Origin of the sequence: Streptomyces sp. LHD-70, from assembly GCF_031157275.1 — a bacterium.
Taxonomy (GTDB): domain Bacteria; phylum Actinomycetota; class Actinomycetes; order Streptomycetales; family Streptomycetaceae; genus Streptomyces.
Window position 1 is genome coordinate 130,182 of the sequence record NZ_JAVIFW010000010.1, and the last position, 22,301, is coordinate 152,482.

Annotated in this window: 13 protein-coding genes; 5 read left to right on the forward strand and 8 right to left on the reverse strand. The window is 71.1% G+C overall.

Features of this window, described 5'->3' with window-relative positions:
• Nucleotides 1–33: 33 nt before the first annotated feature.
• The gene (locus tag RCO28_RS21230) at nucleotides 34–1,389 is read left to right on the forward strand and encodes an MFS transporter (RefSeq protein ID WP_308942762.1); all 1,356 of its coding nucleotides are present in this window, start codon (nucleotides 34–36) and stop codon (nucleotides 1,387–1,389) included.
• Nucleotides 1,373–4,156 carry an AAA family ATPase gene (locus tag RCO28_RS21235; RefSeq protein WP_308942763.1) on the forward strand — a complete coding sequence of 928 codons (2,784 nt, stop codon included), beginning with the start codon at nucleotides 1,373–1,375 and terminating at the stop codon, nucleotides 4,154–4,156. The genes RCO28_RS21230 and RCO28_RS21235 overlap by 17 nt, the downstream gene beginning before the upstream one ends.
• 9 nt (nucleotides 4,157–4,165) lie before the next feature.
• Here RCO28_RS21235 and RCO28_RS21240 read toward each other — a convergent pair whose 3' ends face one another.
• The gene (locus tag RCO28_RS21240; protein WP_308942764.1) at nucleotides 4,166–6,019 is read right to left on the reverse strand and encodes a SpoIIE family protein phosphatase; all 1,854 of its coding nucleotides are present in this window, start codon (nucleotides 6,017–6,019) and stop codon (nucleotides 4,166–4,168) included.
• A 269-nt stretch (nucleotides 6,020–6,288) separates the two neighbouring features.
• Here RCO28_RS21240 and RCO28_RS21245 point away from each other — a divergent pair, with 269 nt between their 5' ends.
• Together RCO28_RS21245 and RCO28_RS21250 are read left to right on the forward strand one after the other, a co-directional pair.
• A complete protein-coding gene (locus RCO28_RS21245) occupies nucleotides 6,289–10,452 on the forward strand; it encodes a HAMP domain-containing protein (protein ID WP_308942913.1) in 4,164 nt (1,387 codons plus the stop codon).
• 44 nt (nucleotides 10,453–10,496) lie between these two features.
• The gene (locus RCO28_RS21250) at nucleotides 10,497–11,015 is read left to right on the forward strand and encodes a response regulator (protein ID WP_308942914.1); all 519 of its coding nucleotides are present in this window, start codon (nucleotides 10,497–10,499) and stop codon (nucleotides 11,013–11,015) included.
• Between the two features lie 131 nt (nucleotides 11,016–11,146).
• On the opposite strand, the gene RCO28_RS21255 is transcribed toward RCO28_RS21250, so the two are convergent.
• The 7 genes from RCO28_RS21255 to RCO28_RS21285 form a co-directional block, all read right to left on the reverse strand.
• The gene (locus RCO28_RS21255; protein WP_308942765.1) at nucleotides 11,147–12,721 is read right to left on the reverse strand and encodes a GMC family oxidoreductase N-terminal domain-containing protein; all 1,575 of its coding nucleotides are present in this window, start codon (nucleotides 12,719–12,721) and stop codon (nucleotides 11,147–11,149) included.
• A complete protein-coding gene (locus RCO28_RS21260; protein ID WP_308942766.1) occupies nucleotides 12,718–14,274 on the reverse strand; it encodes an amino acid permease in 1,557 nt (518 codons plus the stop codon). Before RCO28_RS21260 ends, RCO28_RS21255 begins: the two co-directional genes overlap by 4 nt.
• A 102-nt stretch (nucleotides 14,275–14,376) precedes the next feature.
• Nucleotides 14,377–15,843 (reverse strand): aldehyde dehydrogenase family protein, encoded by a 1,467-nt coding sequence (locus RCO28_RS21265; protein WP_308942767.1) that lies wholly within the window; start codon nucleotides 15,841–15,843, stop codon nucleotides 14,377–14,379.
• A complete protein-coding gene (locus RCO28_RS21270; protein WP_308942768.1) occupies nucleotides 15,836–16,966 on the reverse strand; it encodes an aromatic ring-hydroxylating dioxygenase subunit alpha in 1,131 nt (376 codons plus the stop codon). Before RCO28_RS21270 ends, RCO28_RS21265 begins: the two co-directional genes overlap by 8 nt.
• A 31-nt stretch (nucleotides 16,967–16,997) precedes the next feature.
• Complete coding sequence (locus RCO28_RS21275; protein ID WP_308942769.1) at nucleotides 16,998–19,472, reverse strand: FAD-dependent oxidoreductase; 2,475 nt, start codon at nucleotides 19,470–19,472, stop codon at nucleotides 16,998–17,000.
• Nucleotides 19,473–19,557: 85 nt separating this feature from the next.
• Nucleotides 19,558–20,643 carry an S-(hydroxymethyl)mycothiol dehydrogenase gene (locus RCO28_RS21280; protein ID WP_308942770.1) on the reverse strand — a complete coding sequence of 362 codons (1,086 nt, stop codon included), beginning with the start codon at nucleotides 20,641–20,643 and terminating at the stop codon, nucleotides 19,558–19,560.
• A gap of 279 nt (nucleotides 20,644–20,922) precedes the next feature.
• Nucleotides 20,923–21,717 carry an IclR family transcriptional regulator gene (locus RCO28_RS21285; protein WP_308942771.1) on the reverse strand — a complete coding sequence of 265 codons (795 nt, stop codon included), beginning with the start codon at nucleotides 21,715–21,717 and terminating at the stop codon, nucleotides 20,923–20,925.
• A gap of 233 nt (nucleotides 21,718–21,950) precedes the next feature.
• On the opposite strand from RCO28_RS21285, the gene RCO28_RS21290 reads away from it, so the two are divergent.
• Nucleotides 21,951–22,271, forward strand: a complete 321-nt coding sequence (locus tag RCO28_RS21290) for a bifunctional 3-phenylpropionate/cinnamic acid dioxygenase ferredoxin subunit (RefSeq protein WP_282536024.1) — start codon at nucleotides 21,951–21,953, stop codon at nucleotides 22,269–22,271.
• The last annotated feature ends 30 nt before the right edge of the window (nucleotides 22,272–22,301 follow it).

Consider the following 22,301-nt stretch of genomic DNA (forward strand, 5'->3'; position numbering starts at 1 on the left):
GGTACCGCAGTGAACGCTCAAGCGCACAGACACGTGGACCCACGCCATCGCAACAGCTTGCGCTGGATCGTCGGCATAGCCGCCGTGGCCCTCGTCTTCGACGGCTACGACCTGGTGGTCTACGGCACGATCGTGCCCACCCTCCTCCGCGACCCCGGCCAGCTCGGTGCCCTCACCCCCGGCCAGGCCGGAGCACTCGGCTCCTACGCCCTCATGGGCGTCCTGGTCGGCGCCCTGGTCGCCGGTGCCATCGGCGACCGCGTCGGCCGCCGCCGCATCATGCTGGTCAACATCGCCTGGTTCTCCATCGGCATGGGACTGACCGCGACGACCACCAGCTACACCACGTTCGGTGTCCTGCGCTTCCTCACCGGCATCGGCGTGGGCGCGCTGGTGGCCACCGCCGGCGCCCTGATCGCCGAGTTCGCCCCGCCGGACCGGCGCCATTTCTACAACGCGATCGTCTACAGCGGTGTCCCCGCCGGTGGTGTGCTCGCGGCCCTGCTTGCGCTGCTCACCTCCGACAGCATCGGCTGGCGCGGACTGTTCCTCATCGGTGCGCTGCCGATCGTCCTCCTGCTGCCCGCCGCTCTGCTGCGGCTGCCGGAGTCGCCCACGTGGCTGCTCGCCCGCGGACACGCGGAACGGGCCCGCCGCGTCTCCGAACGCACCGGCATCCCCCTGCCCGACGCGGCTCCCGCCCAGCCTGCCCGTCCTCATGAGGCGAAGGAGAAGGTCGGCTTCGCCGCGCTCGCCACCCGGCGCTACGCGCTCGCCACGTTCCTCCTCGGCCTGATGAGCTTCTCCGGCCTGCTGCTCACGTACGGCCTGAACACCTGGCTGCCGGAGATCATGGGCCGCAACGGCTACGGACCGTCGTACTCGCTCAGCTTCCTGCTGACGCTCAACGGTGGCGCCATCGTCGGCGGACTCCTCGCCTCACGGAGTGCCGACCGGCTCGGCGCGCAGCGCGTGATCGCCGCCACCTTCGGGCTCGCCGCCGTGTCCCTGGCCCTGCTGACCTTCCAGCTGCCGCTCGCCGTGCTCCTCGCTCTCGTCGCCGTCGCCGGGGTGGGGACGCTGGGCACCCAGGTGCTGATCTACGGGTTCGTGTCGCACTACTACGACACCGTGTCCCGCGCCGCCGGCGTCGCCTGGTGCGCCGGGTTCGGCAGGCTCGGCGGCATCGTCGGCCCGGTCGTCGGCGGAGCCCTCGTGGGGGCGGGCGTGCCGCCGACGTACACCTTCTACGTCTTCGCCGGCGTCGGCATCGCCGGACTGCTCGTGACCGGATTCGTCCCGCGCAGGGCCGCCGCTTCGGCAGCCGCAGCGCCCGGCACGCGGACGGACCGCGGTGCTAGCGTCCTTGAACATGAGCGTGCGTCCTGATCTGCGACGGAGCTTGATCGGGCGGGCCGACGAGAGCGCCGCGCTGACCCGCCTGATCAGCGACGCCGGTGCGGGCCACCCCTCGATGGCGCTCGTGGAGGGGCCGACGGGCATCGGCAAGACAGCCCTCGTGGACCGCGTCCTGCAAGCCTGTTCGGGCCGACAGCCGCTGCGCGTACTGCACGGTGAAGGCGTGGCCTGGGAGGCGGGCGTGGCACTCGGCGTCGCGGCGCAGCTGGCCCGGGCAGGCGGAGCGGATCTCGACATTCCGGAGCCCGCGCAGGCCGAAACGCCGGCGCCGGTCCTGGACGCCGCACAGCGACTGCACCGGATCTGGGCCGAGGCGCAGCAGCGGGAGCCCCTCGTCGTGGTCGTCGACGACGCCCACTGGGCGGATGTGGAGAGCCTGCGCGCGATCCGCTCCGCGGTGCGCACGATGTCGACCGAGCGGGTGCTCGCCCTGCTGATCGCCCGGGACGATCCCCACGGCCTCGGCGCGAGCACGCCGCCCCGGACGCTGGAGTTCCTGGACGGCTGCCGCCGGGACACCGTGCGTCTCGGCCCGCTCGGACCGGAGGACGTCCGGGCACTCGCGTGGGAAGCCGGCGGCGTTGCCCTGACCCTTCCGGCGGCGAGGCATCTGTGCCGGCACACCCAGGGCAATCCCCGCCACGCCACCGACCTGCTGTCCGAACTGCCACGCGAGACATGGCAGGAGTGGCACCCGGCCCTGCCGGCCCCCTCCCGCTTCGCAGCGGCGGTCAGGCACCGGCTCACGCGTTGCGGCGAAGCCACCCGGGCCCTGGTGGAAGCCTGCTCCGTCCTCGACGACGACACTCCTGTGGCGAAGGCCGCGAGCCTGGCCCAGATCGACGACCCGCTCCCCGCGGCGGACGAAGCGCGTGCGGCGGGACTCCTGGCGGCGGCCGTGGACACCGGACGCACGGCGCTGTCCTTCCCCCACCCGCTGATCCGGGCCGCCGTCCTCACCGGCATCGGGCTGACCAGGCGCAGCGCGCTGCACCGCCGGGCGGCGGAGATCGCCGAGGACACCGGCCGGCGACTCACGCACCGCGTCGCCGCCACCATCACGGCGGACGCGGAGCTGGCCGACGAACTCGACCGGTACGCGGCCGAGCGCGCGTCCGCGGGTGAGTGGGCGGCGGTGGCCGACACCCTGGTCAAGGCCAGCCGCCTGAGCCTGGCCCGCAGCACGCGCCAGGACCGGTTGCTGCGTGCCGTCGACGCCATGATCGGCGCCGGCGACGTCCCGCAGGCCGCGCAGTTCGCCGCGGAGCTGGAGAGCTTCCCGGTCGGCACGCTGCGCGACGTGGTCCTCGGCTACCTGGCCATCATGCGCGGCCGCGCCGCGGAGGCCGAGACGTTCCTGACGCAGGCGTGGGAGCGCTGCGACCCGGAGCAGCGGCCCGACCTGATGGCCAAGATCTGCCAACGGCAGGTGCTGCACGCTCTGGGACGCTGTGACGCGCCCGAACTGGTCGCCTGGGCCCGGCGGGCCGTGGAACTGGCGGACCCGAGCGATCCCTCGGCCATCGAGTCCGAGGCGATCCTGGGGCTCGGCCTGGCTGCCATGGGACGGGTGGCCGAGTCGCAGGCGGCGTACGAGGGCGCCGCCGCGAAACTGTCCGGTGGCGCTCAGTCCCAGCGGTTCCAGCTCGGCCGAGGCTGGGTGGACCTGGCCCTGGACGCCCCGGAGGCCGCCCGCCGCGAACTCGAAGCCGCCGTACCGACCGGCTTCCGGATGGGCTCCACCCGGATCTCCCTGTGGGCGCAAGGATGGCTGGCCCGCACCCAGTTCGCGCTGGGTGCGTGGCCGGAGGCCATAGAAACCGTGGACCTCGCGGCGGCCCACCTCGCCGACGTCCGGATCGAACTGGTCCGCCCCCTCGTGCACTGGACGGGAGCCCAGATCCACGCCCTGCGCGGTGCCTGGGAAGCGGCGGACCGACATGTCCGACAGGCCGCCGTCGGCATGCACCACTACGAGGTCATGCTGGTGCCCGCGTGCCTGGCCCGCGCCCAGGTCGCCGAGGCACGCGGGGAGTACGAAAGAGTCCTCGAAGCGCTCGCTCCGGTGGTCCAGTTGCCGTCACGCGGCAGCATCGACGAGCCGGGGTTCTGGCCCTGGCAGGACGTCTACGCCAACGCCCTGGTGATGACCAACCGCGTCGATGAGGCCGACAGCTTCCTCACCCCGTACGAGAAGCTCGCCGCCCTCCGGGGGCACCGCTCCACCCTGGCCCGGCTTGGCCTGGTACGCGGGCGGGTGACCGGTGCACGAGGGGACATCGACCGCGCCCGCCGGGAATTCGAGCAGGCCCTGGCCCACGTCGAACGCCTTCCCCTTCCGTACGACCGCGCCCGCGTGAACTACGCCTACGGTCAGACCCTGCGCCGCGCGGGGAAGCGCCGGGAAGCCGACACGGTCCTGAGGAACGCCCGGGACACCTACGTCAACCTGGGTGCCCTCACCTACGTCGAGCGGTGCGAGCGTGAACTCCAGGCGGGCGGGCTGAAGACCAGCCGCGGCGAAGCCGGTCTGTCCCGCCTCACCGCCCAGGAGCAGGCCGTCGCCCGGCTCGTCGCCGGCGGCGCGAGCAACAAGCAGGCCGCCCTGGAGCTGTTCATCGCGGCGAAGACCGTGCAGTACCACCTCACCCACATCTACGCGAAGCTCGGCATCCGCTCCCGCAGTGAACTGGCCGCACGATTCCGGGAAGCCGCGGAGACCGAAGAGCCCAGGTGACCGCCGGCTTCACAGCGAAGCGCCGGGTGACGGCCGGACACCGAGGAGCGGAAGGGCCTCCAGTACGAGCACCGCGAGGTCGTCGTCGATGGGTTCGGGGCTGAAGTTGTGGGCCGCCTGGCGTACGCGCTCCGCGACCGCCTTGGCGCCCAGGCCCACGCAGCCGCGGAGGAGTTCGGCGAGGCCGTCGTCGTCGTCCAACTGCCGGTTGCCGCGGCGGCGTTCGGTCACGCCGTCGGTCACACAGAGCAGGGTCTCGCCCGGGGCGAGGTGGAAGGACCCGGCGCGGAACTCGGCGTGCTCGTCGATGCCGAGCAGCATCTGCGGTTCCGCGGCCGGCGTCACCGTGCCGTCCGCGGAGAGCAGCAGCGGGAGCGGGTGCCCCGCACTGGCCACCGTGACGCGGGCGCCGCCCGCGTCCGGGTCCGGCTCCAGCTCGCCGTAGAGCAGGCTCAGGAAGCGGGAGCCCGCCTGCTCGCCGCCGACCGCCACCGCCTCCGCGCCCTCCTCGGCCATCGCGAGGTTCAGCCGGTCGAGCAGGGCCTCGACGCCGTGCCCCTCGCGGGCGAGCAGCCGTACGAGATGGCGGGCCAGGCCGGTGACGGACATGGCCTCCAGGTCGTGGCCGCAGACGTCGCCGAGCAGGAAGCACCAGCGGCTCTCGCCCATCGGGAACAGGTCGTAGAAGTCGCCGCCGACGGTCTGCCCCTCGCCGGAGGGCTCGTACACGATCGCCGTGTCGATGCCCGGGATCGCCGCGAGGGAGGTGGGCAGCTGGCGGCGTTGCAGCGAGTGGCTGATGTCCGCCTGCCGCGTGTAGTGGCGGGCCGTGACCACCGCCTGCGCGGCTCTGCGTGCCACGTCCTGCGTGATCCGTACGACGGCGTCGGTCATCCGGGGCAGGCCCGCGCGGCCGATCAGCAGGGCGCCGTGGCAGCGGCCGCTCGCGACCAGCGGGAACATCAGCGCGGAGCCGCCCGGTTCGGCGGCGTCCGCGCCCTCCGGCCAGGGCCAGCTCAGGGCGGTGGTGCTGAGCGTGGAGGGCGGCGGGCGCTCCTGTTCCACGGCTCGGCGCAGGGACCGGATCTGCTGCTCGTCCCGGTGCCAGACCCGGGAGAGGCGCATCCGGCCGTTGGTGGTGGTCAGCCAGACGGCGCACCAGTCGGCGAGCCTGGGCACGAGCAGCTGGCCGGTGAGCGCGGTGACCATGTCCTCGTCCAGCTGTCCCGCGAGCAGCTCGCTGACCTCGGCGAGGAAGGTCGCGCCCGCCCGCTCGGGCCGCTCGGGGGGTGGGCCGGGCATGAGGTCGAGGGCCGGGGCGTGGTGGACGGTCGCGGGGGCGGGGCCGGACTCGTCCGTGCCCGGCCGGGCCTCCAGGAGGGTGTCGAGGCGGAACCAGACGGTCTCCTCGGCCTGTCGGCAGGTCACGCCCCAGGAGTCGGCGAGGGCGCCGAGGAGCTGCAGGCCGTGGGCGCGCAGGCTGCTCCGCAGGTCGGGGCCGTCGGGGGCGCTGCCGGTCAGATGGCGGTCGAGTACTTCTACGACGAGGCCCACGTGCCGGGGGCCGTCCGGGGGCGGTGCGGCGGGGATGGCGTGCCCCGCGTCGAGCCCGGTCTCAAGGCGGCAGCCGATGTCGACCTCGAAGCCGCCGCGCGCGACGGCCGCCGTGGTCAGCTCGCTGACCAGGAGGACCGCGTCGTCGACGAGCCGCTCGCTGACGGCCGCCGGTACCCCGGGAGCGGGCGAGGCGGCCAGGTCGCCGAGGGTGATGCGGAGGAACCGGCGGGCGGCGGAGGGCGCCAGCTCGTCCGCGGGCAGGCGGAGGCGCGATACGGATTCACGCGGGTCGGCGGAGGTCCCCACGGGCCGCCTCCTGGCTCGGTTCCGGCGCTCAGCACGATGAATGTAGTCTAAATCGCACTAGAAGGACTAATCCTGGCGTACCGCACAAACAGGGGCATTGCGGAATGAAACGTGAGCGGGATCGGCTCGACACTCCTCGCGCGGCACGGCACGGGGGGCCCTCCGGAGACGGCCGGGGCGGCGCGGGAACCGAGCCGGACCGCCCGAGCGCCGCGAGAGCCGAGCCGGACCGCCCGAGCGCCGCGGAGCTGCGCGCCCTGCTCGCGACGATGACCGCCTTCCGCGACGGCGACTTCTCCGTACGCGCGGACAGCCCCGAGGGCGGCGTGACCGCCGAGCTGGCGGAGGTCTTCAACCAGATCGTCACGCGCAACGCGCACATGGCTGCGGAGCTGCAGCGCGTACGGCAGGAAGTCATCCGGCGCGGCCGCCTGGACGAGCGGCTCGCGGCGAGCCCCGGCCACGGCGCCTGGGCCACCGGCGTGGACGCGGCCAACTCGCTGCTCGAAGCCCTGGTCGTACCGGTCGGGAACGCCACGCGCGTCCTGGACGCGGTCGCGGACGGCGATCTGACCCAGCGGGTCGAACTGCACGACGGAAAGCGGCAGCTCCGCGGCGATCTGGCCCGGCTCGGGCGCGGCGTGAACCGCATGGTGGACGAGCTCTCGCTGTTCACCGGCGAGGTGACCCGGGTCGCCCGCGAGGTCGGCACCGAGGGCCGCCTCGGCGAGCGGGCGAAGGTGCAGGGACTCTCGGGCGACTGGCGCTTTGTGACCGAGGCCGTGAACGCCATGGCCTCCCGGCTCACGGCCCAGGTCCGCGACATCGCGGTGGTCACGACGGCGGTCGCGCAGGGCGATCTCACCCAGCACGTCACGGTCGAGGCGACCGGTGAGCTCCTGGAGCTGAAGCTCACCGTGAACACGATGGTCGACCAGCTGCGCGCCTTCGCCGACGAGGTCACGCGCGTGGCCCGCGAGGTCGGCACCGAGGGGCAGTTGGGCGGCCGGGCGCATGTGCCGGGCGTGTCCGGCGTCTGGAAGGACCTGACCGACAACGTCAACTTCATGGCGTCGAACCTGACGTCGCAGGTACGCAACATCGCGCAGGTCACCACGGCGGTCGCCAACGGCGATCTCAGCCAGAAGATCACCGTTGCCGCGCGGGGCGAGATCCTGGAGCTGAAGTCGACGATCAACACGATGGTCGGCCAGCTCTCCGCGTTCGCCGACGAGGTCACGCGGGTGGCCCGCGAGGTCGGCACGGAGGGCAACCTCGGCGGCCGGGCCCAGGTCCGCGGGGTGTCGGGGGTGTGGAAGGAGCTGACGGACAACGTCAACTTCATGGCGTCGAACCTGACTTCACAGGTGCGGAACATCGCCCAGGTGGCCACCGCCGTCGCCCAGGGCGACCTCGGCAAGACGATCACGGTCGAGGCGAAGGGCGAGATCCTGGAGCTGAAGTCGACGATCAACACCATGGTCTACCAGCTCTCGGCCTTCGCCGACGAGGTCACGCGCGTGGCCCGCGAGGTCGGCACGGAGGGCAACCTCGGCGGCCAGGCGCAGGTCCGTGGGGTGTCGGGGGTGTGGAAAGAGCTGACGGACAACGTCAACTTCATGGCGTCGAACCTGACTTCACAGGTACGCAACATCGCCCAGGTCACCACGGCCGTCGCCGACGGAGACCTCTCCAAGAAGATCACCGTGGACGCGCGCGGCGAGATCCAGCAGCTCAAGGACACCGTGAACACCATGGTCGACCAGCTGCGCGCCTTCGCCGACGAGGTCACGCGGGTGGCCCGCGAGGTCGGCACGGAGGGCAACCTCGGCGGCCGGGCCCAGGTCCACGGGGTGTCCGGGGTGTGGGAGGACCTGACCGAGAACGTCAACTTCATGGCGGACAACCTGACGTCGCAGGTGCGCAACATCGCCCAGGTCGCCACCGCCGTCGCCCAGGGCGACCTGTCGAAGAAGATCGACGTGGACGCGCGCGGCGAGATCCTGGAGCTGAAGACGACCATCAACACGATGGTCGACACGCTCTCCTCGTTCTCCTCCGAGGTCACCCGAGTCGCCCGCGAGGTGGGCAGCGAGGGCCAGTTGGGCGGCCAGGCCCGCGTCGAGGGCGTCTACGGCACGTGGAAGCGCCTCACCACCGGCGTCAACGAACTGGCCTCCAACCTCACCACGCAGGTACGCGCCATCGCCGAGGTGGCCGGCGCCGTCACCCAGGGCGACATGTCCCGCTCCATCGCGGTCGAGGCACGCGGCGAGGTCGCCGAACTCAAGGACAACATCAACCTGATGGTGGCCAACCTCCGCGAGACCACCCGCGCCAAGGACTGGCTGGAGTCCAACCTGACCCGCATGGCCGCCCTCATGCAGGGCCAGCGCGACCTGGTGGAGGTCGCCGGACTGATCCTCGGCGAGCTGACCCCGCTGGTGAACTCCCAGTTCGGCGCGTTCTACCTGCTCGACCCGGACGGCAGGAGCCCCGGCGAGGACCTGCAGTTCATCGCCGGGTACGGAACCGACCAGGCCGGCGGCGGCACCCTGCTGCCCGGCACCGGCACCCCGGGCCGCGGACTGATCGCCCAGGCGGCCAAGCAGAAGCAGCGCATCCTCGTCCTCGACGCCCCGCACGACTACATCACCATAAGCTCCGGGCTCGGCTCGGCCCTGCCGGCCAATATCGTCATCGTGCCGATCCTCTTCGAGGGCAAACTGCTCGGCGTGATCGAACTGGCCTCGCTCAGCAGGTTCAGCGATGTGCACCTGGCCTTCATCGACCAGTTCGCCAGGACCATCGGCGTCTCCTTCAACACCATCATCGCCAACTCCCGTACGGAAGCGCTGCTTTCGGAGTCCCAGCGGCTCACCGCCGAACTGCGGGAGCGCTCCGACGAACTGCAGCGCTCCAACGCCGCCCTGGAGGAGAAGGCGGCGCTGCTCGCGACGGCCTCGCAGTACAAGTCGGAGTTCCTGGCGAACATGTCGCACGAGCTGCGCACCCCGCTCAACTCGCTGCTCATCCTCGCCCGGCTGCTCGCCGACAACCCCGACGGCCATCTCTCCGAGCAGGACGTGCAGTTCGCCTCCACGATCCACCGCTCCGGCTCCGATCTGCTCCAGCTGATCAGCGACATCCTCGACCTGTCGAAGATCGAGGCGGGCCGGATGGACGTCCACCCGATGGAGCTGTCCCTGGACAAGCTGCTGCGGTACGTGGACGCCACCTTCCGGCCGCTGACCGTGGACCGCGGCCTGGGCTTCCGCATCACCGTGGACGACGACGTGCCGCGCGAGCTGTACTCCGACGAGCAGCGGCTCCAGCAGGTGCTGCGCAATCTGCTGTCCAACGCGGTGAAGTTCACGCACTCCGGTTCCGTGGAACTGCGCGTCGAGCGGGTGCCGTCGGAGCAGTTCGAGGGCGAGTCGCTGCGGAACGCGGAGGCGGTCGTCGCGTTCCGGGTCAAGGACACCGGGATCGGCATCTCGCCCGACAAACTCCCGGTGGTCTTCGAGGCGTTCAAGCAGGCCGACGGCACCACCAACCGCAAGTACGGCGGTACGGGCCTCGGGCTCTCCATCAGCCGGGAGATCGCCAGGATGCTCGGCGGCCGGATCGTCGCCGAGAGCGAGCTGGGCGTCGGCTCCCAGTTCACCTTCTACTTCCCGGCCCGCCACCCCGGAGCCGCCGTACCGGCCGCCGAGCCGCCAACTCCCGTACAGGAGAGGGAAGTCGACGGAGCGGCGGCCTATGCGCCGACCGCCGCCCCCTCCGTCGTGCGGCCGAGCGAGAGCGCCGCGGAGACCGCGGTCGTGGGGCCGGACATCGGGGTCTCCCTGGAGGAGGAGCTGAGCACCGACCCGGCGGCGGCGCCGGGGCTGCGCGCCACCCTCAGCACCACCCGCGAGGACGCCTGGCCGCAGACGACCCGGCTCAAGGAGTGGCTGAGCGGGCGCCCCGGACAACTCCTCGCCGGGCGGCGGATCCTCATCATCGACGACGACATCCGCAATGTGTTCGCCCTGACCCATGTGCTCGGCCGCGTCGGCATCTCCGTGAAGTACGCGGAGAACGGGCGCGAGGGCCTTGAGGTGCTGCAGCGCACCCCCGATGTGTCCGTGGTGCTGATGGACATCATGATGCCCGAGATGGATGGCTACGAGACGATCCGCGCCATCCGCGGCACACCCCGGCTCGCGCATCTGCCGATCATCGCGCTCACCGCCAAGGCCATGCCCGGCGACCGCGACAAGGCGATCGAGAGCGGCGCCTCCGACTATGTGCCCAAGCCCGTGGACGTGGACCGGCTGCTCTCGGTGATCGTGGGCCTGCTCGACCCGCACAGCGCGGCCGAGCAGACGGGGGACGAGCAGACGGGAGACGAGCAGACGGGGGACGAGCCGACGGGGGACGAGCCGTGAACGCCGCGCTGTCCGACCAGTGCAGCATCCTCGTCGTCGACGACATGGAGGAGAACCTGCTGGCCCTGGAGGCGGTCCTCGGCCCACTCCATCAGCGGATCGTCCGCGCGAGCTCGGGGGAAGAGGCGCTCAAGGCCATGCTGCGCGAGGAGTTCGCGCTCGTCCTCCTCGACGTCGTCATGCCCGGCATGGACGGCTTCGAGACCGCGGGCACGATCAAGCGGCTCGACCAGACCAAGGACGTGCCGATCATCCTCGTGACGGGGGTCAACCCCGAGCCGGACTACACGTATCGGGGGTACGCGGTGGGGGCGGCGGACTTTCTGACCAAGCCGATCGACCCGTGGGTGCTGCGGACCAAGGCGAATGTGTTTCTTGAACTTCATCGGCAGAAGCGGGAGTTGGCGGCCGCCGGGTCGGAGAACGGGGAGCGGCTCGCTGCGGCGGCGGCGGAGCTGGGGCGGATCGAGCGGCTGCTCCGGGGGAGCCCCGAGCCGGATGCGGGGGCGATCGCCGACCGCGTCGCGGAGGTGAGCCGCTCCCTGCGGGGGCCAGAGGCGTGAGCTTTCCCCTACCCGCCCCTTCCCGGCTGTGTCGATATGCGGCTGACGCCGCGTGGCCTGCCGGACAGGCCTCCTCAATCGCCGGAGGGGCTCAAATTGAGCCCCTCCGGCGATTGAGGAGCGGGGTAGGACTAGCCCTGGTCCTGCCTCAGCAAGTCCGCGCACTTCTCGCCGATCATCATCGTCGTGATGCACGGGTTGACGGTGACGAGATCCGGCATCACCGAGCCGTCGGCGACCCGCAGGCCCTCGACGCCCTTGACGCGCAGGCGGGAGTCGAGCGGGGCCAGGGCGTCGTCGTCGGCGCCCATCTTCACCGTGCACGCCGGGTGGTAGACGGTGTTGTGGGTCTTGTGGATGTAGTCCAGGAGCTCGTCGTCCGTGCGGACGTCCGGGCCCGGGGCCAGCTCCGCGCCCGCCCAGCCGCTCAGCGCCGGCTGCGCGGCGATGCGCCGGGCCAGCTTCAGGCCGTACGTCATTACGCGGGCGTCGTGCTCGTGCGTGAAGTAGCGCGGGTCGACCATCGGCTTGTCCCGGAAGTCGCGGGTGCGCAGGCGGACGGTGCCCTTCGAGCGGGCGCGCGTGACGTTCGGGGTGAGGCAGAACGCGTTGTCCGTCGTCGGGTAGCCGTGCCGGGCCGTGTTCATGTCGAAGGGCACGGAGCCGTAGTGGAACATCAGGTCGGGCCGGTCGAGGCCGGGCTCGGTGTCGTAGAAGATGCCCGCCTCCCACCACTGGCTGGACCGGGTGGTCATCGGCTGCCTGGCCTCCCACATGATCACGCCCTCGGGGTGGTCCTGCAGGTTCTCGCCGACGCCCGCCGAGTCGACGAGTACGTCAACTCCCATGTCGCGCAGATGAGTTGCCGGTCCGATACCGGAGAGCATCAGGAGTTTCGGGGTGTCGATCGAGCCGCAGGAGACGATCACCTCGCGGCGCGCCCGGACCGTGCGGGTGTGGATCTGGTCCGGGTCCAGGTACTCCGTACCGACGCAGCGGCGCCCCTCGAAGACCAGGCGCTTCGCGTGCACGCCCGTACGCACGGACAGGTTGGGGCGCCTGCCCATGATCGGGTGGAGGTACGCGACCGAGGAGGACTGGCGGACGTTGTTCTCGTCCGAGTTGATCTGGAACCAGTTGGCACCCCGTACGACCGTGCTTCCGGTGTTGAACGGCGTCGTCGGGATGCCCGCCTGCGCGCAGGCCTCAAGGAGGGCGTTGCCGCAGGGGTCGTCCGCGCCCTTGAGGGTGCGCAGCTTCACCGGGCCTGAGCGGCCGTGGTGGTCGCCGGGGGCGTCGTTGTTCTCCAGGCGCTGGTAGAGGGGGAACAACTCCTTTGCGCTCCAGCCCTTACAGCCGCCCGCCGCCCAGTCGTCGAGGTCCTCGGCCGGGGCCCAGAACGCGATGCAGGAGTTGTGCGAGGAGCAGCCGCCGAGCACCTTGGCGCGGGCGTGCCGCATGAAGCTGTTGCCGCTCGACTGCGGCTCGACCGGGTAGTCCCAGTCGTAGCCGGACTCCAGCAGGTCCATCCAGCGGTCGAGTTGGAGGACGTTGTCGTCTCCCACGTCGCTCGGTCCCGCCTCCAGGACGCACACGGTGACGCCCGGGTCCTCGGTGAGGCGGGCCGCGACGACATTGCCTGCGGTGCCGCCGCCGACGACTACGTAGTCGAAGACCTCGGCGGATGCGGTGGCGTCGGAACTCATGAGGTGGTGACCTCCTCCAGGTCGGCGGCAGGGGCGGGCGGTGCGGGGGACTGGGCGGCGTGCTCGGCGAGTACGCCGGTGCGGTGGCGCTGGACGAACCAGTAGTAGGCGAAGCCGCCGCCGGCGATCAGACCGACGAACAGGACGGCGCCCCAGCGCAGATACCAGTGGTACGGGGCGGCGGCGTTGTAGACGGCCGCGCGCGGCCAGAGCAGGTTGACGGTCATGCCCACGCCCCACAGCACGGCAAGGATGTTGACGGGCAGACCCCAGCGGCCGAGCGAGAACTTGCCCTCGGCGGGCTTCCACGTACCGCGCAGTCGGGCGATCAGCATCGGGACGGTGACCAGCAGATACGCGGCGTAGATCATGATGATGCCGATGCTGGTGACGACGGTGAAGATCTGCGGCTGGCGGATGTTGACGACCAGGATCGCCAGCGACAGGACTCCGATGATGACGGCGGGAGCCACCGGGGTCTGGAAGCGCGGGCTGACCCTCGCGAGCAGTGACGCCGCGGGCAGGTTGTTGTCGCGGGACATCGCGAACGCGAGCCGGATCGCCGCCGTGTGCACGGCGAGCGCGCACACCGTCACCGCGATCAGGACGCACCACAGCATGGCCTTGCCGGCCGTCGGGCCGAGCACGTCGAGCACCACGTACTGCAGCCCGTCCGAGGAGAGCTGCTCGCCGCGCAGCGAGGAGACGCTCATCAGGGCGAGGATCAGGATCAGCCCGCCGAGGACGAACGAGGCGATGATCGAGCGGATGATGGCGCGCGGCGCGTTCCGCGACGGGTCGAGGGACTCCTCGCCGAGCGAGGCCGCGGTGTCGAAGCCGTACATCACGTACGCGGAGGCGAGCGAGGCGACGAGGAAGGCGCCGAGATAGCCGAAGGACTGGCCGTCCCCCGTGTGGGCCGTCTCGGTGACCACCTGCGGGCCACGCACGACATGCACCGCGAACAGCACGATCAGGACGACGGTGGCGACGAGTTCGATGAACACGCCCGCCGTGTTGATCCTGGCCATCAGCTTCACGCCGAAGGCGTTGACGAGCGTGGTGAACAGGATCAGGACGGCGGCCAGGATCACCGCGTTGGTGGCCACGTCGTACCGGCCCGTGCCGTCGCCGACGAACTGGAAGAACGACGAGATCTGCGGCAGCGTCAGCTGGTAGGCGAGGGCGACGGCCGCGATCGACACGACCGAGGCGAGCAGCATCATCCAGCCCGCGAGCCAGCCGACGTGCGGATTGCCCACCTTCTTCGCCCAGTTGTAGACCGAGCCGGCGACCGGGTAGCGGGCGGCCAGCTCCGCGAAGCAGAGGGCCACCATGAACTGGCCGACGAACACCATGGGCCAGGACCACCAGTAGGCCGGGCCGCCGTTCGCGTAACCGAAGTAGAAGAGCTGGAAGGTGCCGGTGAGGATGGAGATGTAGCTGATGCCTGCGGCGAACGTGTGGAAGTTGCCGAGGGTGCGCTTGAGCTCGGGACGGTAGCCGAACTCCTCGAGCTCGGCGTCGTCCCTCTCGTTGGGGGTCGGGTGCATGTGTCTCCTGGGAGTCACGTCAGGTTCGTCCACGGCCGGCCGAGCGGGGAGAAGCTCCACGAGAGGCTCAACCGGCCATGGGACAGCGGGAGTTGCGCGGGATTACGCGAACCAGCCCTGGGGGACGGGCCGCGTGTTGCGCCAGATGTGCTTCGTCTCGCGGTACTCGGCGAGCCCGGCCGGGCCCAGCTCACGGCCGGTGCCGGACTGCTTGTAGCCGCCCCACTCGGCCTGCGGCACGTACGGGTGGAAGTCGTTGATCCACACCGTGCCCATCCGCAGCCCGGAGGCGACCCGGCGGGCCTTCGCCTCGTCCTGCGTGAAGACGCCGCCCGCGAGCCCGTAGATGCTGGAGTTGGCGAGGCGTACGGCCTCCTCCTCGCCGGTGAACCGCTCCACGGTCAGGACGGGGCCGAACGACTCGTCCTGGACCACCGACATACCGGCCGAGCAGTCGTCGAGGACCGTCGGCAGATAGTAGAAGCCGCTTCCGTACTCCGCGCCGGAGGGCCGGGACCCGCCGCAGCGCAGCACCGCGCCCTCCTGGAGGCCGCGTTCGACGTACGCCTCGACCTTCGCGAGGTGGGCCGCCGAGATCAGCGGGCCGGTCTGGGCGTGCTCGTCGAAGGGGCCGCCGAGGCGGATCTCCCCGGCCCTGCGCACCACCTCGTCCACGAACCTCTCGTGCAGGGAGTCCTCCACGAGGAGGCGCGCCCCGGCCGAGCAGACCTGGCCGGAGTGCAGGAACACCGCGGTGAGCGCCATGTCGACGGCCGTCTCGAAGTCGGCGTCCGCGAACACGATGTTGGGGTTCTTGCCGCCCAGTTCGAGCGCGACCTTCTTGACCGTGCCCGCCGCGGCCGCCATCAGATGCCGGCCGGTGCCGAGCCCGCCCGTGAACGACACGAGGTCCACGTCCGGGTGCTCGGCGAGCGGGCCGCCCACCTCCGGGCCCGCGCCCAGGACCAGGTTGGCGACCCCGTCCGGCAGGCCCGCCTCCGCGAGCAGCCGGACCAGGTGGATCGCGGTGTGCGGGGTCAGTTCGCTGGGCTTCAGGACGAAGGTGTTGCCCGCCGCGAGCGCGGGCGCCACCTTCCACGCGGTCTGCAGCAGCGGGTAGTTCCACGGCGTGATCAGCGCGCACACGCCGACCGGCTCATACACCACCCTGCTCTCCGCGTCCTCCACGCCCGTCTCGACGACCCGGCCCGCGTCCGCCGTGGCGAGCCGGCCGAAGTAGCGGAAGCAGTTCTCGATGTCGGCGATGTCGTACGCGCTCTCCACCAGGCGTTTGCCGGTGTCGAGGGACTCGGCGCGGGCCAGGGCGTCCTTGTCGCGGGCGAGCAGATCCGCGACCCGCAGGAGCAGATCGCCCCGCTCGGCGCCTGTGGTGTGCGGCCAGGGCCCCTCGTCGAACGCCCGCCGTGCGGCCGCGATCGCCTCCAGGGTGTCCTTGCCGCCCGCCTCGTCGACGACCGCGACGAGCGCACCGTCGGCCGGGCAGCGGATCTCCCGGGTCCGCTCGTCGCGCGGGCTCGTCCACGTACCGTCGATGAACAGCTCAGGCACCTTCGGCCCCCAGCTGCTTGAGGAGCCACTCGTGGAAGATCCCGATGTGGTGCTCGGTCGGTACGAGGACGCCGCCGCCCCGGTAGGCCCGCGACGACATGGCCGGCTGAGTCCTCTCGCACGCTTCAAAATCCTGGGCGTTGACCCGGTGGAACAGCTCCACCGACTTCGACAGATCGGCGCCCGACTCGACCACCTCCGGCGCGTACAGCCAGTCGCACTCGACGATCGTGCGGTCCTCGGCCATCGGGAACATCCGGTGCAGGATCACGTGGTCCGGCACCAGGTTCACGAACACGGTCGGCTTGACCGTCATCGCGTAGTACCGCCGGTCCTGGTCCTCGGCGACCGCGGGCAGCTTGCCGAAGCCCTCGCTGCCGTCGACCGTGAAGCCCTTGACCTCGTCACCGAACTCGGCGCCGTGACCGACGTAGTACTGCGCCGCGTAGCCGTCCGCGAACTCCGGGAGCACTTCGGTGAGTTCGGGGTGGATCGTCGCGCAGTGGTAGCACTCCATGAAGTTCTCGACGATCAGTTTCCAGTTGGACTTCACGTCGTACGTGATGCGCTTGCCGAGGGCGAGGCCCTCCGTGCGGTAGCGGTCGATGGCGGCCGTGTTCCCGAGGCGCTCCACGGCCGCGCCGATCACGGTCTCCTCGAAGGACGGCGGCTCGTCGGCCAGGCACACCCAGGCATAGCCGAGCCACTCGCGCAGGGCGACCTTGATCAGGCCGTACTCGGCGCGGTCCACGTCCGGCATCTTCGTCAGGTTGGGCGCGGCGACCAGTTTGCCGTCGAGGTCGTACGTCCAGGCGTGGTACGGGCACTGCAGGTTGCGGCGCACCTCGCCCGACTCCTGGGTGCAGAGCTGGGCGCCGCGGTGCCGGCACACGTTCAGGAAGGCCCGCAGCTCACCGGTGCGGGACCGGGTGACCAGGACGCTCTCCCGGCCGACCTGAACGGTGCGGAAGGCCCCGGGCTTGTCGAGGTCGGCGCTGCGCACGGCGCAGAACCACATGGATTCAAAGACCCGCTCCTGCTCCAGTCGGAACAGTTCGGGATCGGTGTAATAGTGCCCGGGCAGCGTGGCCACGAGGCTGGGGGCGACAGGGGTTGTCGTCACGTTCGAACTCCTACCAACATCAAGAGGGAAGTCAGCGCCGGATCCGGCTCATCTCGGGGTCGAACAGAGGCTCCTCCGCCACCGTCGCCGGAACCTTCTCGCCGAAGTACTCGACGTGCACCCCGGTCCCGGCGGGCAGCGGCGGCAGCCAGGCGTAGGCGACACAGCGGCCCAGGGTGTAGCCGTACGAGGCGCTCGTGACGTATCCGGCCGGGGCGCCGTCGACGTGCACCGGCTCGTGGCCGAGGACGACGGCGGCCGGGTCGTCAAGCAGCAGGGCCGTCAACTTCCGCTCGGGCTCGCCGAGTTGGGCCAGCGCGTCCCGGCCCACGAAGTCACCGCCGCGGTCCATGCGGACGGCGAAGCCCACGCCCGCCTCGTACGGGTTGTGCTCGGTGGTCATGTCGTGGCCCCAGGAGCGGTAGCCCTTCTCCAGGCGCAGGCTGTTGAACGCAGACCGGCCGGCCGCGATCACCCCGTGCTCCTGCCCGGCCGCCCACAGCGTGTCCCAGAGCCTCAGCCCCAGGTCGGCGGTGGTGTACAGCTCCCAGCCCAGCTCACCCACGTACGACAAACGCATCGCGGTCACCGGGACATGGCCGAGGTAGGTCTGCTTGGCGCGGAAGTAGCCGAAGCCCTCGTGCGAGAAGTCGTCCCCGGTCAGGGGCTGGACCAGATCGCGGGCGAGCGGGCCCCACACGCCGATGCAGCAGGTGCCGGACGTGGTGTCGCGGACGTGTACGTCGGCGGGCGCGTGCCGCAGCAGCCAGTCCAGGTCGGCCGGGGAGTTGGCGCCGAGCTGGAAGTGGTCGGGGGCGAGCCGGGCCACGGTCAGGTCGGAGCGGACCCCGCCGTCCTCGTTCAGGAGCAGCGTGTACGTGACCGCGCCCGGCTTCTTCGCCAGGTTGTTGGACGTCATGCGCTGCAGGAACGCGAGCGCGCCGGGACCGGTGACCTCAAGGCGGCGTAGCGGCGTCATGTCGTAGAGCGCGACCTTCTCGCGCGTCGCCTTCGCCTCGGCCGCGGCGATCGGCGACCAGTAGCGGGCCGCCCACTCGTCCCGTTCGGGGACCGAAATCCCCTCGGCGAGCGCGGAGTTGGCCTCGTACCAGTGCGGGCGCTCCCAGCCGCCGCCCTCCAGGAACACCGCGCCCAGCTCCTGCTGCCGGGCGTGGAAGGGGCTGACCCGCAGCGGACGCGGCTGGTCGGCGGGTTGCAGCGGGTGGAGGACGTCGTACACCTCGACGAACTGCTGCGCCCCGCGGTCGTGCACGTACGCGGGGGAGCGCTGGGCGTCCTCGAAGCGGGTGAGGTCGCACTCGTGCACGTCGAGCGAGGGCTTGCCGTCGACCATCCACTCGGCGACGGCCTTGGCGACGCCCGCCGAGTGCGTGACCCACACGGCCTCGGCGAGCCAGAAGCCGCGCAGCTGCCGGGCCTCGCCGAGCACGGGCATGCCGTCGGGCGTGAACGAGAAGACGCCGTTGAAGCCCTCCTCGACCTCCGCGTCACGCAGGAAGGGCAGCAGCCACTTGCAGTCCTCCCAGCTCGGCGCCCAGTCCTCCTCGGTGAACGGGTACGAGGACGGCATGTCCATGTCCTGGGCGCGTGCCGTGTCGTAGTCGAGGAGCGCGAACGGGTCGACCGGGAGCGGCTTGTGGGCGTACGACCCGATGCCTATGCGGTCGGTGTGCTCGCGGAAGTACAGGTCGCGGTCCTGGAACCGCAGGATCGGCCGGGACGCCTCCGTACGCGGGTCGTTGGCGCCTTCCAGCTCGGGCAGCGGCTTCGTCTTCGCGTACTGGTGGGCGAGCGGGAGCAGCGGTACGTCGACGCCGGCCATGCGGCCGATGGCCGGGCCCCAGAATCCGGCGGCGGACACCACGTGGTCGGCCGGGAAGGTGCCCCGGTCGGTGACGACGGCGGTGACGCGGCCGTCCTCCTTCTCGATGCCGGTCACGGTGTGCCGGTCGAGGAACGTGGCGCCGCGCTCCTGGGCGCGCTCCATCTGGGCGCGGGAGGCGAGCAGGGCGCGGGCGAGTCCGTCCTCGGGCGTGTGGAAGCCGCCGAGCACCTTGGACTCGTCGATGAACGGCCACAGCTCCTTGCAGCGCTCGGCGGAGATCAGCTCCCCGCGTACGCCCCAGGCGGCGGCCCAGCCGGCCTTGCGGTGCAGGTCGGACCAGCGCTCGGGGGTGGTGGCGAGTTCGAGGCCGCCGACCGGGTTGAAGCAGGAGAGCCCGTCCACCTCGAGGGAGTTGAACTTCTCCACGGTGTACTGGGCGAAGGCCGTGAGGGTCTTCGACGAGCCGGTACGGAAGACCAGACCCGGCGCGTGCGAGGTGGAGCCGCCGGGTGCGGGCAGCGGGCCCTGTTCGAGGACGGTGACGTCGGTCCAGCCGCGGGCGGTGAGTTCGTCGGCGAGCGAGCAGCCGACGATTCCGGCGCCGACGATGACGACGCGGGGGCCTGCGGGGGCCGGGCGGGGGTGAGATGTGCTGGACATGCCCCTCCTTGGGTGGCGGGGACGGCAGGGGGACGGGGTGAACTGCCCTGCGCGGGCAGTTGTTCGGACCGTTCTTGAGTGACGGTCAGAGCACGACCACCGAGCGAAGGACCTCGCCCCGGTGCATCTTGGCGAAGGCCTCCTCGACCTGGTCGAGGGCGATCTTCTCGGTGACGAAGCCGTTCAGGTCGAGCAGCCCGTAGAGGTGCTGGTCGATCAGTACGGGGAAGTCGCGGGTGGGCAGGCAGTCCCCGTACCAGGACGACTTGAGGGCGCCGCCGCGGCCGAAGAGGTCGATCAGCGGGATCTCGACGGTCATGTCCGGGTCGGGCACGCCGACCTGGACGAGGACGCCCGCGTGGTCGCGCATGTAGAAGGCCTGCTTGTACGTCTCGGGGCGGCCCACCGCGTCGATGGCGATGTCGACGCCGAAGCCGTCGGTGAGCGCGCGGACCGCCTCGATCGGGTCCGTGCCACGGGAGTTGATGGTGTGGGTGGCGCCGAACTTCTCGGCGCGGTCGAGCTTCTTGTCGTCGATGTCGACGGCGATGACCTTGCGGGCGCCGCCCAGGCAGGCCCCGGCGATGGCCGCGTTGCCGACACCGCCGCAGCCGATGACGGCCACGGTGTCGCCGCGCTGGACGTTGCCGGTGTTGACGGCCGCTCCGTACCCGGCCATCACGCCGCAGCCGATCAGGCCCGCGGCCTCCGGTCGGGCGGCCGGGTCGACCTTCACGGCCTGCCCGGCCGCGACCAGGGTCTTCTCGGCGAAGGCGCCGATGCCGAGGGCGGGGCTGAGGGGCGTGCCGTCCAGGAGGGTCATGGGCTGGGCGGCGTTGCGGGATTCGAAGCAGTACCAGGGGCGGCCACGGCGACAGGAGCGGCAGCTTCCGCAGGGGGCGCGCCAGGCGAGCACCACGTAGTCGCCGGGGGAGAGGTCGGTGACGCCCTCGCCGACGGCCTCGACGATCCCGGCCGCCTCGTGGCCGAGCAGGAACGGGAAGTCGTCGTTGATCGCGCCTTCCCGGTAGTGCAGATCCGTATGGCAGACCCCGCAGGCCTGCACCTTGACCAGGGCCTCTCCCGGACCGGGATCGGGAACGACGATCGTCTGCACCTCGACGGGTGCGCCCTTCTTGAGGGCGACGACGGCGCGGACCTCGTGTGGCACGACCAACTCCCCTTGGATGTTGCGCTGTGCGCGATGCGTTGCGCGATAAGCGACGTTGAACACATCTTGGGAACGCCGTCAGGACGCCGTCAAGGGGTACGGATCAATGCATTGGCAAAACGATGCTGACCCTGGGTCATCCCGCGGACACGCTCGGGCGGCCGGGCCGGGGCAGCCGAAAGCCGCCCAAGAACGCCGGGTCCAAGGGCTCTGACCTGGCGTTCTTGGGCGGCTTCCCGGATGTTCCGAGGCGCCTCGCGGCGGTGCGTACGGATCAGATCACAGGCCGTGACCCATCCGCCGGGACAGTTCTGCCGCCGCCGCGACCGTGCGCCGGGCCAGTTCCGGGATGCGCTCCTCGGTCAGCCGGTACACGGGACCGGAGACGCTGATCGCGCCGAGCACCTTTCCGTCGTGCGACCGGGCCGGTGCCGCGACCGAAGCGAGCCCGATCTCCAGTTCCTCGACGGCGGCGGCGAAGTCCTGCCCGCCTACCTCCGCCAGCTCGGCCCGCAGCGCTGCCGCGCTGACCACCGTGTGCGCGGTGAACCGCGGCAGGCTGCGGGCGAGCAGGCCCTCGCGCAGCGTCGGCGGCAGATGGGCGAGGAGCACCTTGCCGCTGGAGGTGGCGTGCAGGGGTGTGCGCCTGCCGAGCCAGTTCTGCGCGGTGACGGAGGCCGAGCCGCGGGCCTGCATGATGTTGACCGCCGCGTCGTCGTCGAGGATGGCGATGTTGACCGTCTCGCCCAGCTCGTCCGCGAGGTCACGGCAGACCGGGGCGCCCTCCTGCGAGATGTCCATCCGCGCTGCCGCCGCCCCCGCCAGGCGCAGCACACCGGCCCCGAGGTAGTACTTGCCCCGGTCCGCGGACTGGTTGACCAGGCCGCGCTGCTCCAGGACCCCGAGCAGCCGGAACGCGGTCGACTTGTGCACCCCCAGCTCCTCGGCGATCTCCGACACCCCGGCCTCGCCGTGCCGCGCGAGGCTCTCCATGGCGCTGATCGCGCGGTCCACGGACTGCACGGAACCGGCCGGCCCCTTCGGCGGCTTCTCCGGGGGCTTCGATCCGGACATTTCCCGAGGCGGTCCGACCGTCGTCGCCCGGACCGTCGTACCCGCTCTCACCTGCACTTGTTTCCGGCGCATAGTTCGACTCCCACCACCTCGCGGTCGCCTCTCGGACCGCATCTGCGAGAACCCCCTTGACGTACGAGGCTTCTCGACCGGATTCTGTTGCGCACGACGCACCACGGTGCGTGATGCGAAACAGTAGGTTACCGAACGGTCCAGAACCAAGAGGGGTACCTGTGATTCCCGTCTGCCGCCTCGAAGAGCTCCCTGAGGGCGAATCCGTCCGCGTAGACGTCGAGCCGCCCATCGCCGTGTTCCACACGGACGGCGAGCTGTACGCCATCGACGACACCTGCACGCACCAGGACGCCTCGCTCTCCGAGGGCTTCCTGGAGGGCTGCCTGGTCGAATGCCCGCTCCACGAGGCGTCGTTCGACCTGCGTACGGGTGTCCCCACCTGCCTCCCGGCCCGCCGCCCGGTCCGTACCCACCGGGTGACGGTCGACGACGGCATGATCCACGTCCACCGCAGCGAGAAGGAGAACGCCGCGGCCTGACCGCCGCGCCTCCTCCCCCCCCGGAGCCGC

What these genes read in the sequence shown, in the direction of transcription:
- RCO28_RS21235 (WP_308942763.1), top strand. Translation starts at nt 1,373, where the DNA reads ATGAGCGTGCGTCCTGATCTGCGACGGAGCTTGATCGGGCGGGCCGAC.
- RCO28_RS21245 (WP_308942913.1), top strand. Translation starts at nt 6,289, where the DNA reads ATGACCGCCTTCCGCGACGGCGACTTCTCCGTACGCGCGGACAGCCCC.
- RCO28_RS21250 (WP_308942914.1), top strand. Translation starts at nt 10,497, where the DNA reads ATGGAGGAGAACCTGCTGGCCCTGGAGGCGGTCCTCGGCCCACTCCAT.
- RCO28_RS21255 (WP_308942765.1), bottom strand. Translation starts at nt 12,721, where the DNA reads ATGAGTTCCGACGCCACCGCATCCGCCGAGGTCTTCGACTACGTAGTC.
- RCO28_RS21260 (WP_308942766.1), bottom strand. Translation starts at nt 14,274, where the DNA reads ATGCACCCGACCCCCAACGAGAGGGACGACGCCGAGCTCGAGGAGTTC.
- RCO28_RS21275 (WP_308942769.1), bottom strand. Translation starts at nt 19,472, where the DNA reads ATGTCCAGCACATCTCACCCCCGCCCGGCCCCCGCAGGCCCCCGCGTC.
- RCO28_RS21285 (WP_308942771.1), bottom strand. Translation starts at nt 21,717, where the DNA reads ATGTCCGGATCGAAGCCCCCGGAGAAGCCGCCGAAGGGGCCGGCCGGT.